We start from the raw sequence: 12,198 nt of genomic DNA, 5'->3' as shown, positions 1-12,198 counted from the left end.
ACGGACGCGGGCAACCCCTGCACGTTCCCGTAGTTCTCGGCGCACGACGAACTCGCGCTGCTCACCCGAGGACGGGTGCTCGGGCCGGAGGAACGGCGGCGGATGCTCGCCGACGTCGAGGAAGCCGCTAGAACATGGATCCCGGGTTGAACAGGTTCGACGGGTCCAGCGCGCGCTTGATCTCGCGGTGGACCCGCAGCCCGACCGGCCCGATCTCCTTCGCGAGCCACTCGCGCTTGATCTTGCCGATGCCGTGCTCGCCGGTGACCGTGCCGCCCAGCGAGAGCCCGACGGCGAGGATGTCGTCGAACGCCTTCTGGGCACGCGCGAACTGCGAGGCGTCGGCCGGGTCGTAGACGATCGTCGGGTGCATGTTGCCGTCGCCCGCGTGGCCGACGACGGCGATCTTGAGCCCGACCTCGGCCGAGATGTCCTCGCAGCCCTGGATGAGCTCGGCGATGCGGGTGCGCGGCACGCACACGTCGTCGGTCAGCCACGAGCCGTAGATCTCCAGCGCGGTCAGCACGGCGCGGCGGGCGGTCAGCAGGTCGCGGCCCTCGTTGACGTCCTCGGTCGCGTAGACGAGGTCGGCCTCCAGGCAGATCTCCTCGATCTTCCGCAGCTCGTGCCGCGCCTGCTCGCCGCCCGCGTCGGACTGGCAGATCAGCAACGCCGCGCAGCCGGGTCCGGCGCCGAGCTCGGTCTTCAGGTACGTCTCCGCGGCCTCGATCGAGGTGCGGTCCATGATCTCCATCAGCGACGGCACCAGGCCCTCGCGGACGATCCGGCTGACCGCGGCACCCGCGAGCGCCGTGGTGCCGAACGCGGCGACCAGCGTGGCCGGGGCCTGCGGCAACGGCCGGAGAGCCAGCGTCGCCTGGGTGATCACGCCGAGCGTGCCCTCGGAGCCGATGAAGAGCTTGGTGAGGTCGTAGCCCGCGACGCCCTTGACCGTGCGGCGGCCGGTCCGCAGCACCTCGCCGTCGGCCAGGACGACCTCGAGGCCGAGCACCGAGTCGGTGGTCACGCCGTACTTCACGCAGCACAGGCCGCCTGCGTTGGTGGAGAGGTTGCCGCCGATCGTGCACCAGTCGTAGCTGCTCGGGTCCGGCGGGTAGAACAGGCCGTCCTTCTCGACGCGGCCGCGCAGGTCGAGGTTCACGACGCCCGGCTCGACGACGGCGAGGCGGTTGTCGGCGTCGACCTCGACGATGGCGTTCATCTTGGTCATGACCAGGACGACGCAGCCCTCGATCGCGTTCGCGGCGCCGGAGAGACCGCTGCCCGCGCCACGGGGGACGATCGGGACGGCGTGGCGGGCGCAGGCCCGCACGACCTCCTGCACCTGCCCGGTGTTCAGCGGGAACACCACGGCCAGCGGACTGCCGTGCGGGGCCAACGGCATCATGTCGCGCTCGTAGCTCGCGGTGACGTCGGTGTCGGTCAACACGCCGGATTCACCCACGGCGGCGCGGAGTTCCGCGAGCAAGGTCTCCATGCGCCCCACGCTAGTCCGACTCGGCCGGTTCACGAGGCGGCGATCTGGGCGGAGCGGAGTTCACGTGGTGACTCGGTGTGCTCAACCCAGATTTAGGCAACCCGTCAGACCGATGTCGCCGTGCCGTCCACACCGCAAGACGTAGGCTGGTTCACCGTGGCGCATGCATTCGCCTCGCTGGAGACCGCCGGTCCGGTGGCCGTCTGGGTCATCGTGCTCAGCTTCATCTTCGTCGAGTGCGCATTCATCTTCGGGCTGTTCCTGCCCGGTGACTCGCTGCTGTTCGCCGCCGGCGTGGTGCTGGCGACGCACAACAGCGAGCTGTCGGCGTGGCTGCTGTCCCTCGCCGCACTGATCATCGCCGTCGTCGGCAACCTGGTCGGCTACTACATCGGCCGGGGCACCGGCACCCGCGTGCTCGCGCGCAAGGGCGGCAAGGTGCTGAACCGGCAGAACCTGAAACGCGCCGGCGACTTCCTCGACCGCCGCGGGTTCTGGGCCATCGTGCTCGCCCGCTGGATCCCGTGGATCCGCACGCTGGCGCCCATCATCGCGGGCGCCGCGCGGATGGACCTCAAGCGGTTCACCGTGGCCACGACCATCGGCGCCGTCGCGTGGGTGCCGACGCTGGTGCTGGCCGGCTACTACGGCGCGGGCATCATCCAGTCCGTCCCGTGGCTCGAGACGGCCGCGATCATCGTCAGCATCGCGTTCTTCGTGGGCGGCACCGGCTGGGGGATCTGGCGCTACCGCCAGGAGATGGCCAAGCCGATCGACGACACGGTCGAAGTCGGAACGAACTAGCGACAGATCGCAAAGCCGTTCTGCGGGACGGACCGCCGTCACCGGCGACGCCCTCGGCTGCGCGCCGGCCTGGCCTGTTCCTAGAGCACCTCGGTGATCAGCAGGTCCGCTGATCCCTTCGACGAGTTCACCATCAACGCGTTGACGTGGTCGGTGCCGTGCAGCACCCGTTCCTCCGCCTCCGACAAGGTGCGCCCGTACCGCAGGTGGCGGTCGATCAGGCGCTGCACGCGCACGTCCTCGTCGATGAACAGGAACCACGCCTCGTCCAGGATGATCCGGACGCGCTTCCACTTGTCGTAGTTGAGCAGCAGGTAGTTGCCCTCGGTGACGACGAGCGGGACGTCCGGGTGCACCGGCACGGCGCAGGCGATCGGCTCCTCGATCTCGCGGCGGAACTCCGGCGCGTAGATCAGGTCCGGCCCGCACGCCTTGATGCGGCCGAGCAGGTCCACGTAGCCGGGGATGTCGAACGTGTCGGGCGCGCCCTTGCGTTCGACCAGCCGCAGCCGTTCGAGCACGCTCTGCGCGAGGTGGAAGCCGTCCATCTCGACCAGCACGGCCTGGCCGTCGAGGGCCTCGACCAGCCGGCGCGCGAGTGTCGACTTGCCGGAACCGGGTGCCCCGCCGATGCCGAGAATCTTGCGCTCACCCATGTCCGCGAGCGCCCGAGCCCGTTCTAGCAGCTCGTCGAACCTGACCTGCTGTCCTGCCACCGCGCCAGCCTCTCAACCCAGTCCCCGACCGCACCGACGCGAACGGCGGCCGCCTCCGACGCGAACCCGATGGCCTCCACCGGGTCCGCCCCTGACGCGAGCGCAAAGGCGTACGCGCCGTGCCAGACGTCTCCGGCACCGTTCGTGTCCTTCACCTCCACCGCGGGCACGGGCACCTCTCCGCGCGAGCCGTTCCGCGACCAGGTGACCGGCTTCGCACCCTGCGTGCGAATGACCAGCGGCACCCCGAAGGAGTGCACCTCGGCCTCGGACCGCTCGAACCCGTGAGAGCAGGCGGCCACGTCCACCAGCGGCAACAGGTGATCGAGGACAGGTTTCCAGCTCCCGGCGTCGAGCACCACAGGCAATCCGAGCGCTTTCGCCTGGCGGGCGACGGGGATCACGAGCCCGTCGTGGTGCCCGTCGACCAGCACCACGTCGGCGGCGGCCAGCAGTTCGGCCAACTCCGGCGCGATCACCTGCACCGATGCGTTCCGGGACACAACCGTGCGTTCTCCATCGGAGTCCCGGACGACGACCATGCTCACGGGTGTCGTGCCCGGAACGGCGGTCACGTGGACCGGCTCCAAGGCGGCCTGGACGAATTCACCCAGTGCGTCGGCACCCAACGCGGTGAGCAGCGACGCCCGCCCGCCGAGTGCCGCGACGGCGCGGGCCGCGTTCGCCGCCGGGCCTCCCGGCGAGAGCACGGCGTCGAGCGAGCGGATCTTCTGCCCGGGTTCCGGGAACTCGTCCACCCGTTGGGTCACGTCGAGAGTTGTGAGCCCGACACACAGCACGGCTGCCATCTGGGCTTCCTCCAAACGGGTATGGTCCCAGGCCATGGTCACCATGCGGGATGTCGCGGCTCTCGCGGGGGTCTCCATCACCACGGTGTCACACGTGATCAACGAGACGCGGCCGGTCGCCGGGGACACGCGCGAGCGCGTCCAGAAGGCGATCGACGAGACCGGGTACACGGGGGACGCCATCGCGCGTTCGCTGGTCATGGGCGGCACCAAGTCGCTGGGCCTCGCCGTGTCGCTGGTCTCCCACCCGTACTTCGCCGAGCTGATCGCCGCCATCGAGTCGGAAGCGACCCGCAACGGCTACTCGCTCGTGCTGATCGACACGCGGGACACCCCCGAGTCCGAGCAGGCCGCGGTCAGAATGCTGCGCTCGCGAAGAGTCGACGGGCTGCTGCTCACACCGTCGGCAGGGGGCGGAAGCCTGGTCCTGCCGGAGCTCAAGAGACTCAGCATCCCGACGGTGCTGGTGGACCGGCTGACCGTGGCGAAGGACATCGACCAGGTCGGGCCGGAGAACGTCCAGGCCACGTCCGGCCTGGTCAAGCACCTCGCGGAGCTCGGGCACCGGCGGATCGGCATCGTCTGCGGCAAGGCCGGCGTGGCGACGACCGAGGAACGGATCCTCGGCTACCGCCTCGGCCTCGGCCGCGCGGGCCTGAAGTGGGACGAGGCGCTGGTGTCGCAGAGCGGCTGGCTCGCGCCGCTGCTCGACCAGGAGGACCCGGCCACCGCCGTCGTCGCCGCCGACCACCTCGTCACGGTCGGGCTGCTGCACGAGATGCGCGCCCGCGGTCTCAAGCTCGGCACGGACCTGGCCGTCGTGGCCTACGACGAGGTCGAGTGGGCTACCTTGATCGAACCGCCGCTCACCACACTGGCCCAGCCAGTCGAGGAGATCGGACGGACCGCGGTGAAACTGCTGCTCTCCCGCATCGCTGACCCCGAGAGGCCACCGGAGACGATCCGGCTCTCACCCTCCCTCATGCACCGGCAGTCCTGCGGATGCTGATCCCTGGGCTCGTCTCGGTGACGTTCCGGCAGCTCACGGTCGAAGAGATCGGTGAGCTCGCGACGGAGTGCGGCTTGCAGGCCGTGGAGTGGGGCGGCGACGTGCACGTGCCGCCCGGCGACTTCGCGGCGGCACGCAGGGCGCTCGACACCGGGCTGAAGGTGGCGGCGTACGGGTCGTACTACCGCGCCGGGGTCTCCGACCGCGCCGAGCTGGCGCCGGTCCTGGAGACCGCGGCCGAGCTGGACGCGCCGTTCGTGCGGGTCTGGGCGGGCACCGCCGGCTCGGAGGAGACGCCCGACCGCGGGCCGGTCATCGACGCGCTGCACCACGCCGTCGAGCACGCCGAGGCGATGGGCACCAAGATCGCGCTGGAGTACCACCGGAACACGCTGACGGACACGCTCGACTCGACCGTGCGGCTGCTCGACGAGGTCGACGGCGTGGTGTCGTACTGGCAGCCGCGCGGCGGTCAGGACGTGTTCTCGGCCGTGCACGAGGTGCGGACCCTCGAACCCGTGACGGCGCACGCCTTCTCGTGGGGACCCGGCGGGTTCACCGAGCGGTTCCCGCTGGCCGAGCGCCGTGACCTGTGGAAGCCGGTGCTGACCGAGCTGGCGCGCGACGGCGTCGACCGCAACGTGCTGCTGGAGTTCGTGCTGGACGACTCACCGGAGCGGTTCCGCGAGGACGCCAAGGCGCTGCTGAGCTGGATCAGGCCGTAGCGACGTCCAGACCGCTGCGTTCGAGCAGGGCGGCCGCCTCCAGGCACATCCAGCCACCGAGCTGGACGGACAGGTCGCGGCCCTCCTCCTCGTCCGCCGGGACAGTCCACTCCGGACCGAACAGCGGACCGCTGACGGCCATCACGCGGTTGCTCCACGCGGCCTCCGCCGACTGCACCACGAGCTCGCGGGCCAGGTCGGCGGTCTCGTGCCGCTCGGGGTCGAGGTCGGGGATGATCAACGCGGCCTGGGCGAGGTAGCGGGTGAGGATGCCCGCGAACAGGCCGCCGTCACCGCCGCCCTGACCCCGGATCACGCCGTTGGTGGCCAGGTCGTCGTGCACGGCCGTGATCGTGCGTGCGGCCTTGTCGAGCCACTTCTCGGCCTGGCCGTGCTTCGCGAGCTCGACGCACGCGCCGATGAGAACTCCTTGGCAGTACGTGAAGATGTTCTTCTCGTACTCGCGGATCTCGCCGTTCGGGTGGACGTGCAGGCCGTCCCACGCGAGGCCGTTGCCGGGGTCGACCAGGTGCTCCTCGATCCAGTCCACGGTGGAGCGGGCGCGGGCGAGGTCGGTGCGTTCGTTCTGGCGGGCCAGGAAGATCGCGGCCGGGCCGTTGGCGGGGACGTTCTTGAAGTCGTCGTGGCGCTTCCACCAGATGCCGCCACCGGCGTGGTCGGTCCAGCCGTCCCGCAACTGCTCGGCGATGGCGTTCAACGCCTTGGGCTTCGCTACGCCGACCTCGCGTTCGGCGCGTTGCAGCGCCAGGCCGAGCCACGCGACATCGTCGTAGAAGTCGTTGGTCCAGCCCAGGACGTTGCGGACCCGGATGCCGCGCACGACCTTGGTGACCGCGGCCTTGCGCAGCTCGCTGGGCGAGCGCAGGTAGCCGTCGATCAGGCAGTCCAGCAGGTGCGCCTGCCACCAGTAGTTGAAGCTGGTGTGGATCTTGTCCCGGAAGAGCGGGGGCCACGCCCTCGCCCCGAGGAGCGTGCCCGGCACACCCCAGACCCTCCGCAGGTGCCTGGAGTACACCGCGCGCTCCGCGACGCCCGCGCGCGCCGCCAGCAGTTTCGCGATCGCCACAAGGTCATCGTGCGTGCTTGACCGATCAAGAAGCTCGGTGAATCGCCCAGTGGTAGAGGCCCATGGCCACAGAAGTTGTCAGGTTGTAACTGCTGACCTTCTCGCGCATGGGCAGCCGGACGATCCGGGAGGCCTTGGCGCGGACCTCGGCGGAGATGCCGTGGCGTTCCGAGCCGAACGCCAGCACGGCGTCGTCCGGGATCGGGCCTTTCAGCAGGTCACCGTCGGCGTCGAAGGCGATCAGCTCGCCGGCGAAGTCGAGGCTCGTGACCTTCGCCACCGGCAGCGCGAAGTGCAGCCCGGCCGAGCCGCGCAGGACGTTGGGGTGCCACGGGTCGACGTCCCCGGTGGAGATCACGCCGCCCGCGTCGAGGCCGGCCGCGACACGGATGGCCGCGCCGAAGTTGCCGAGGTTGCGCGGGTTGTCCAGCAGCACGACCGGCGCCTGGCGGTCGAACGGCAGCTCAGGCCGTTCGGCGAACCCGGCGACGCCGGTGGGGTGCGTGCGGCCGACCCGCAGCTTGAAGTGGTTCTGGTCGACCTCGGTGGCGGCGGCGAACCGCTCGCGCAGGTCGGGGGCGTGCGTCTCGGCGAGGGCGACCGCGGCGGCGAGGTCCGTCGTGAGCAACGGGTCCACGTGCCCGCCGAAGCGCAGCGCGTGCTTAACAGCGTGAAAGCCTTCGAGCAGCACGGTGACCAGCATAGAAGCCGATCCAGGAGACGATCACGATCGACCCCAGCACCAGCTGGACCAGCGTCGACGCGCTCTCCGGGTACCAGACGCCGTCGATGTAGTGGTCGATGAACCCGGTCTCCAGCACCGGCATGCCCGCCATCGCCCGGAAGTCGTTCTCCCAGGTCGTGAGGGGGCAGACCGTCGGCGTGAGGATGCTCAGCACCGCCCACGCGCCCAGGGCCAGGTGCGGGTAGATCACCCAGCGCCAGCGCCAGGCGAGGTATCCGCCCACGAGCAGGAACGCCAGCACCGCGAAGTGCAGGAGCATGACCGCTTCGGCTAGAGATCTGGCCATTCGCACCACCCCGTCCCTGTTCCAGACTAGGACGGGGTGGCTCGAACCGCTCTCGACAAAACCTCAGGCGAGGCCGAGGTCGTTCAGGTCGAGCAGGTAGCGGTACTGCAGACCCTCGGCCTCGATGGCCTCCTTGGCGCCCGTGCCGCGGTCGACGACCGTGGCCACGCCGATGACCTCGGCCCCGTGCTCGCGCAACGCCGTGACGGCCGTGAGCACCGACCCGCCCGTGGTGGAGGTGTCCTCGACCGCGAGCACGCGCTGGCCGCGCACGTCGATGCCCTCGATCTGGCGCTGCATGCCGTGGGCCTTGTTGGCCTTGCGCACGACGAACGCGTCGAGCACGTCACCGTCCGCCGAGGCGGAGTGCATCATCGCGTAGGCGACGGGGTCCGCGCCGAGGGTGAGCCCGCCGACCGCGACGAAGTCCCAGTCGGACGTGAGCTGCCGCAGCAGCCTGCCGATCAACGGGGCCGCGGCGTGGTGCAGCGTCGCCCGCCGCAGGTCGACGTAGTAGTCGGCTTCCTTGCCGCTGGAGAGGGTCACCTTGCCGTGCACCACGGCCAGTTCGCTCACGAGGCGAGCGAGTTCCGACTTAGCGTTCGAGTCCAAGACCACTTCAGTTCGCACGGGTCGTGAGCTTCGCACATATGAGCGGACGATGCCTCGTACGCTGCATCACCGTGAGCACCCTGTACGTGGAACAGCCGTGGACGTTCCTGAGCCTGCTGGCCCGGCCGCACTACCGAGTCGAGGTGTTCGACGAACGGGACGTGCCGGTGATGGTGGTGCGCGAGCGCGGCGGTCCCGGGGTGCAGCGGCCGTTGCGGCACACCGGGTTCTCCGGCTGGACGACGTTCGACCTCGACGTGGTGGCGCCTGGTGGCCAGCCGATCATGCGCATCGACAAGGGCTTTGGGCGACGGCCGCACGTGCGGGTGAGCACGCCGCAGGGCCAGTTGATCGGGACGATCAAGACGCACGGCGCGTGGCAGCAGTCACTGCACGACGCGGCCGGTCAGCAGCTCTGCTTCTTCGGTGACGTCGCACGAATCCAGACCGGTGCGCGGGCCAAGCGCAACGGCTCTCGGGTGCGCAGGGACGTCGTGCGGATCAACCCCGCCGTGACGGAGCCGGTGCGGTCGCTGGCGACCGCCTGCGCGGTCGCCTTCGACGTCGTACGCGGTACCGGGACCAGCCACACCAGCAGCGGCGGCGTGGACTGGCCCGTCTGACCTACCAGGCGTCCTTGCGGAAGTGGCTCGGGCCGTCGTCCTCGTCGTCCGGCGAAGGAGGCGGCGGCGCGGGAGTTCCGGAGGCGATGACGTCCTCGACGTCCTGGCCCTCTTCGAGCGCCCGGTAGGCGCGCTGGAGGTCCGGCACGCCGACCGCGAGCGCCTGCTGCGCACCGGGGTCGTTCAGCGCGCGACCCGCGGCGACGTCGGCCCACGACAGCTCGCCGGCGTCGACGCGGCGCTGGAAGTCCTTGAGCTCCTTGGGCGCGCCGGGCGACTTGGCGAACCGCTCGATCTCGCGGAGGTCCTGTTCGGACAGTCCGCGCGAACGTCGTTGCACCTGGGAGGCGGCCGTCGCGACCTTGCCCAGGTCGTCGATGCGGGAGTCGACGTCGGCGAACAGCTGCTGGAGCCGCGCCTGGTCGTAGGGGAACGTCACTGCTGACCACCACCGGTGGACGCCGGTGCGGGTGCGGAGGAGCCACCGGTTCCGGCTCCGGCGCCGCTGCCCGTGCTCGGCGTGCTGTAGCGGCCGGACGCGGCCGATCCGGCCTTGCCCAGGCCGTACGCGCCGAGGCCGACACCGATCGCGCCGGACTTCGCCGCCGACACGCCGTTGTCGAACTTCTGCTTGCCGTCCTGCACGCCGTCCACGGCGTCGAGCGCGTCGTTGACGTCCCGGACGTCCTTGAGCTTCATCAACGCCGTGCCCATGGCGACGATGCCGTCGACCATGCCCTTGACGCCCTCGATCAGCGTCATGATCGACTGGATGATCTTGCGGATGGCGTCGACGATCTGGATCGCGTCGTAGACCATCCACACCGCGCGGCCCCAGCCGACGACCGGGATCACCGCGGTCATCGCCGCTTCGAGCAGCATGGTGCAGAGCTTGTCGAGCAGGAACAGCGCGACCTTCGTGGCCGAGCGGCACGCCGAGGCCATCGACTGGAACTTGTTGCCGATGATCCGGGCGACCTGGGAGTCCGCCTCGATCGCGATGACCCACATGGTGTCCATGCGGCGTTCGAAACCCTGCGCCGCGGAACCGTCCCAGTGCGGACCCAGCTGGCCGGCGCCCTCACCGACGTTGTGCCGCACGGAGTCCAGCGCCTTCGCGACCTGGTCCCACGCGTTGGCGTTGGCGTCGATCTTCTCGAAGTCGCCGACCAGCGGGCTGATCAGCGACTCGATCAGGTTCTCGCCGGTGACCTTCTCGTAGATCCAGTTGACGCCCTGCAGCTTCCACCCGGCGGCCTCGATGAGCTCCTTGGTGGTCTGCCTGCCGGGACGGTCCTCGGCGGCCGCGTTGAGCGCGACCGACGGGTCCTCGACGTCCGCGTACGCCGTGGTCATCGGCCACCTCCGGCACCCTGGATCAGTTTGAGGCCGAACTGGTCGACCTTCTCGTAGGAGTCGGCCGTCTTCCGCAGCGCGTCGGCGTCCTTGGTCATCATCTTGTTGGCGAAGTCCAGCGTCTCCCCGTAGAGGCTCGCGACACCGGTCACGACGGGGTGCAGCAACGTCAGCAGGCCGGTGAACCCGCTGGTGTCACCGCCCTTGGAGATCGCGTGGTCCTTGATGGTCAGGAAGTGCCCTGCGTTGCGGTCCAGCAGTTCGCTGTAGCCCCGCAACTCGTCCGGTTCGACGTGGAACTGTTCGCTCACGTGCCCTCCGACGCGCCATTCGGCCCAACGGTTCCGGTCAGGTGCGACCGCGTCCGCCGGCGAACCGCGACGCCATCCGGCGCACGAGCTTGCGGGGCAGGCGCGTGGCGATGGTGACGATCGCCTTGTACTGCAGGCCGGGCACCGACAACGGCTTGCCGCGGCGCAGGTCGCGCAGGGCCTCGTGGACCAGCTTCTCGACCGGCACGTAGAGCCAGTTCGGCGTCTTGGACATGTCGATCCGCGCCCGCTGGTGGAACTCGGTCCGCACGAAACCGGGGGCGAGCGCCATGATCCGCACGCCGGTGCCCTCGGCCGCGAGCGCCGTGCCCTCGGAGAACGCCGTCACCCACGCCTTGTCGGCGCTGTAGCTCGTGCCGCGGCCCGGCAGGAAGCTCGCGACGCTCGACACGTTGATGACGTCGCCCTTGCCGCGCGCGATCATGGCCGGGATCGCGGCCCGGCACAGGCGCAGCACGGTGGTGACGTTGACGTCGAGCTGGTTCTGCAGCTTCTCGACGTCGGTGGCGAAGAGCTCGCCGTTGTTGGCGAAGCCCGCGTTGTTCACGAGCAGGTCGACGGCCTGCTCGGCGAGCCGTTGCTCGACCTTGAGCCGGTCCTCGTGGTCACTGAGGTCGGCCGGCAGGACGTCCACGTTCACGCCGTGCCGGTCGTGCAGCTGCTTCGCGAGTTCCTCGAGTGCGGGCGCGGTGCGCGCGACCAGCACGAGGTCGTACCCCTCCGCCGCGAGCCTGCGGGCGAAGGCGGCCCCGATCCCGACGGTCGATCCGGTCACCAGTGCGGTTGGCATACGTCCGCACGGTAGTCGGTTCGGCGCCGGGGCCGAAGATCACGCTTGCAACGTCACGTCTGCTTGCGCCCGAACGACGGCCGGTAGACCTCGCCGCCCTCGTCGTCCTCCGCCACCGGCTCCTCGCGCTCGGACGGGTCCGGGTCGAACGGGTCGATGACGTCCGCGAGCTCGCCGACGTCGCGCAGCAGCCGTTCGAGGCGCGCGGGCGACGAGTTGGGCGGCGCGGCGGCCAGCACCCAGTCGTTCTCCATCCAGACGACCGTGACGTCGCCCCCGATCTCCTCGGCGGCATCGATCAGGTCGGGCGTGATGATCTTGCGGGCCGCCGGCACGTCCGTGACGAACGCGTACCGCGACCCCACCGGCCCGAGCATGTCGGGCATCGGCTTCTTGTCGTCGTCGCGCTGGAACGGCACGGTCGACAGCCACAGCTCGATCACCACCGACAACGCCCTGCGGCAGCGCACGCCGACCAGCACGGAGTTGACCTTGCCGCCGGTCTCGTGGTCGAGCACGTAGACCTGCCTGCGGCCGTCCGCGGTGAAGGTGGAGCCCGCCACCACGTCACGGGCGAGGCCCGTGCCGTAGTACGCGATGGCCCCGGCTTCCCACCGGGTCGGCAGCACGTGGTCTGTCTCCTCGAACTGCCAGCCGCGCAGGGCAGCCCAACGGCGCCGTTCACGATTACGCGCGGTTCGTTGCGCCCGGTCGGTCGCGAGCAGGGCGAACCCCGCCACACCCGCCACCGCGGCGACGGTGAACCAGACCCACGCCGGTATGCCCACGGGCCAAGCGTAGTGGGT

16 protein-coding genes are annotated in these 12,198 nt (G+C 70.1%); 4 read left to right on the top strand and 12 right to left on the bottom strand.

Annotated elements, in window-relative coordinates; all coding sequences use genetic code 11:
• Positions 1–127: 127 nt before the first annotated feature.
• The gene (locus ACQEU1_RS27865; protein ID WP_433207751.1) at positions 128–1,498 is read right to left on the bottom strand and encodes an FAD-binding oxidoreductase; all 1,371 of its coding nucleotides are present in this window, start codon (positions 1,496–1,498) and stop codon (positions 128–130) included.
• A gap of 156 nt (positions 1,499–1,654) precedes the next feature.
• Here ACQEU1_RS27865 and ACQEU1_RS27860 point away from each other — a divergent pair, with 156 nt between their 5' ends.
• A complete protein-coding gene (locus tag ACQEU1_RS27860; RefSeq protein ID WP_433207748.1) occupies positions 1,655–2,302 on the top strand; it encodes a DedA family protein in 648 nt (215 codons plus the stop codon).
• Between the two features lie 80 nt (positions 2,303–2,382).
• On the opposite strand, the gene ACQEU1_RS27855 is transcribed toward ACQEU1_RS27860, so the two are convergent.
• Both ACQEU1_RS27855 and ACQEU1_RS27850 read right to left on the bottom strand, forming a co-directional pair.
• Positions 2,383–2,958, bottom strand: a complete 576-nt coding sequence (locus tag ACQEU1_RS27855; RefSeq protein ID WP_433211815.1) for a nucleoside/nucleotide kinase family protein — start codon at positions 2,956–2,958, stop codon at positions 2,383–2,385.
• 23 nt (positions 2,959–2,981) lie between these two features.
• Complete coding sequence (locus tag ACQEU1_RS27850; protein WP_433207745.1) at positions 2,982–3,827, bottom strand: PfkB family carbohydrate kinase; 846 nt, start codon at positions 3,825–3,827, stop codon at positions 2,982–2,984.
• Positions 3,828–3,861: 34 nt separating this feature from the next.
• Between ACQEU1_RS27850 and ACQEU1_RS27845 the strand changes: the two genes are divergently transcribed.
• Both ACQEU1_RS27845 and ACQEU1_RS27840 read left to right on the top strand, forming a co-directional pair.
• Positions 3,862–4,836 (top strand): LacI family DNA-binding transcriptional regulator, encoded by a 975-nt coding sequence (locus ACQEU1_RS27845; RefSeq protein ID WP_433207742.1) that lies wholly within the window; start codon positions 3,862–3,864, stop codon positions 4,834–4,836.
• Positions 4,830–5,561, top strand: a complete 732-nt coding sequence (locus tag ACQEU1_RS27840) for a sugar phosphate isomerase/epimerase family protein (protein WP_433207739.1) — start codon at positions 4,830–4,832, stop codon at positions 5,559–5,561. The genes ACQEU1_RS27845 and ACQEU1_RS27840 overlap by 7 nt, the downstream gene beginning before the upstream one ends.
• On the opposite strand, the gene ACQEU1_RS27835 is transcribed toward ACQEU1_RS27840, so the two are convergent.
• From ACQEU1_RS27835 to pyrE, 4 genes are all read right to left on the bottom strand, one after another.
• The gene (locus tag ACQEU1_RS27835) at positions 5,551–6,648 is read right to left on the bottom strand and encodes a glycoside hydrolase family 76 protein (RefSeq protein WP_433207736.1); all 1,098 of its coding nucleotides are present in this window, start codon (positions 6,646–6,648) and stop codon (positions 5,551–5,553) included. The two genes, ACQEU1_RS27840 and ACQEU1_RS27835, sit on opposite strands and share 11 nt — an antisense overlap.
• A gap of 25 nt (positions 6,649–6,673) precedes the next feature.
• On the bottom strand, positions 6,674–7,339 hold the full coding sequence (locus tag ACQEU1_RS27830; protein ID WP_433207733.1) for a TrmH family RNA methyltransferase: 666 nt from the start codon (positions 7,337–7,339) through the stop codon (positions 6,674–6,676).
• Positions 7,311–7,679, bottom strand: coding sequence for a DUF2784 domain-containing protein (locus tag ACQEU1_RS27825; RefSeq protein ID WP_433207730.1), 369 nt, complete (start codon positions 7,677–7,679; stop codon positions 7,311–7,313). Before ACQEU1_RS27825 ends, ACQEU1_RS27830 begins: the two co-directional genes overlap by 29 nt.
• A gap of 63 nt (positions 7,680–7,742) precedes the next feature.
• Positions 7,743–8,297, bottom strand: coding sequence for an orotate phosphoribosyltransferase (gene pyrE, locus ACQEU1_RS27820; protein WP_433211812.1), 555 nt, complete (start codon positions 8,295–8,297; stop codon positions 7,743–7,745).
• Between the two features lie 65 nt (positions 8,298–8,362).
• Between pyrE and ACQEU1_RS27815 the strand changes: the two genes are divergently transcribed.
• Positions 8,363–8,914: a hypothetical protein gene (locus ACQEU1_RS27815; RefSeq protein ID WP_433207727.1), complete on the top strand. Its 552-nt coding sequence runs from the start codon at positions 8,363–8,365 to the stop codon at positions 8,912–8,914.
• Position 8,915: 1 nt separating this feature from the next.
• On the opposite strand, the gene ACQEU1_RS27810 is transcribed toward ACQEU1_RS27815, so the two are convergent.
• Genes ACQEU1_RS27810 through ACQEU1_RS27790 form a run of 5 tightly spaced genes read right to left on the bottom strand, consistent with a single transcriptional unit; the run spans position 8,916 to position 12,180 of the window.
• Entirely contained in the window at positions 8,916–9,353 is a 438-nt protein-coding gene (locus ACQEU1_RS27810) for a hypothetical protein (RefSeq protein WP_433207724.1), read from the bottom strand.
• The gene (locus ACQEU1_RS27805) at positions 9,350–10,270 is read right to left on the bottom strand and encodes a WXG100 family type VII secretion target (RefSeq protein ID WP_433207721.1); all 921 of its coding nucleotides are present in this window, start codon (positions 10,268–10,270) and stop codon (positions 9,350–9,352) included. Before ACQEU1_RS27805 ends, ACQEU1_RS27810 begins: the two co-directional genes overlap by 4 nt.
• Complete coding sequence (locus ACQEU1_RS27800) at positions 10,267–10,581, bottom strand: hypothetical protein (protein ID WP_433207718.1); 315 nt, start codon at positions 10,579–10,581, stop codon at positions 10,267–10,269. Before ACQEU1_RS27800 ends, ACQEU1_RS27805 begins: the two co-directional genes overlap by 4 nt.
• A gap of 37 nt (positions 10,582–10,618) precedes the next feature.
• Positions 10,619–11,392 (bottom strand): SDR family NAD(P)-dependent oxidoreductase, encoded by a 774-nt coding sequence (locus tag ACQEU1_RS27795; RefSeq protein WP_433207715.1) that lies wholly within the window; start codon positions 11,390–11,392, stop codon positions 10,619–10,621.
• A gap of 53 nt (positions 11,393–11,445) precedes the next feature.
• On the bottom strand, positions 11,446–12,180 hold the full coding sequence (locus ACQEU1_RS27790) for a hypothetical protein (RefSeq protein WP_382443945.1): 735 nt from the start codon (positions 12,178–12,180) through the stop codon (positions 11,446–11,448).
• Positions 12,181–12,198 lie beyond the last annotated feature (18 nt).

The sequence above is a fragment of the Lentzea sp. CA-135723 genome, assembly GCF_050936595.1.
In the GTDB taxonomy this organism is placed as follows: domain Bacteria; phylum Actinomycetota; class Actinomycetes; order Mycobacteriales; family Pseudonocardiaceae; genus Lentzea.
This window is presented reverse-complemented; position numbering and strand designations above follow the sequence as displayed.

What these genes read in the sequence shown, in the direction of transcription:
- ACQEU1_RS27865 (WP_433207751.1), bottom strand. Translation starts at nt 1,498, where the DNA reads ATGGAGACCTTGCTCGCGGAACTCCGCGCCGCCGTGGGTGAATCCGGC.
- ACQEU1_RS27855 (WP_433211815.1), bottom strand. Translation starts at nt 2,958, where the DNA reads ATGGGTGAGCGCAAGATTCTCGGCATCGGCGGGGCACCCGGTTCCGGC.
- ACQEU1_RS27850 (WP_433207745.1), bottom strand. Translation starts at nt 3,827, where the DNA reads ATGGCAGCCGTGCTGTGTGTCGGGCTCACAACTCTCGACGTGACCCAA.
- ACQEU1_RS27845 (WP_433207742.1), top strand. Translation starts at nt 3,862, where the DNA reads ATGGTCACCATGCGGGATGTCGCGGCTCTCGCGGGGGTCTCCATCACC.
- ACQEU1_RS27840 (WP_433207739.1), top strand. Translation starts at nt 4,830, where the DNA reads ATGCTGATCCCTGGGCTCGTCTCGGTGACGTTCCGGCAGCTCACGGTC.
- ACQEU1_RS27825 (WP_433207730.1), bottom strand. Translation starts at nt 7,679, where the DNA reads ATGGCCAGATCTCTAGCCGAAGCGGTCATGCTCCTGCACTTCGCGGTG.
- ACQEU1_RS27805 (WP_433207721.1), bottom strand. Translation starts at nt 10,270, where the DNA reads ATGACCACGGCGTACGCGGACGTCGAGGACCCGTCGGTCGCGCTCAAC.
- ACQEU1_RS27795 (WP_433207715.1), bottom strand. Translation starts at nt 11,392, where the DNA reads ATGCCAACCGCACTGGTGACCGGATCGACCGTCGGGATCGGGGCCGCC.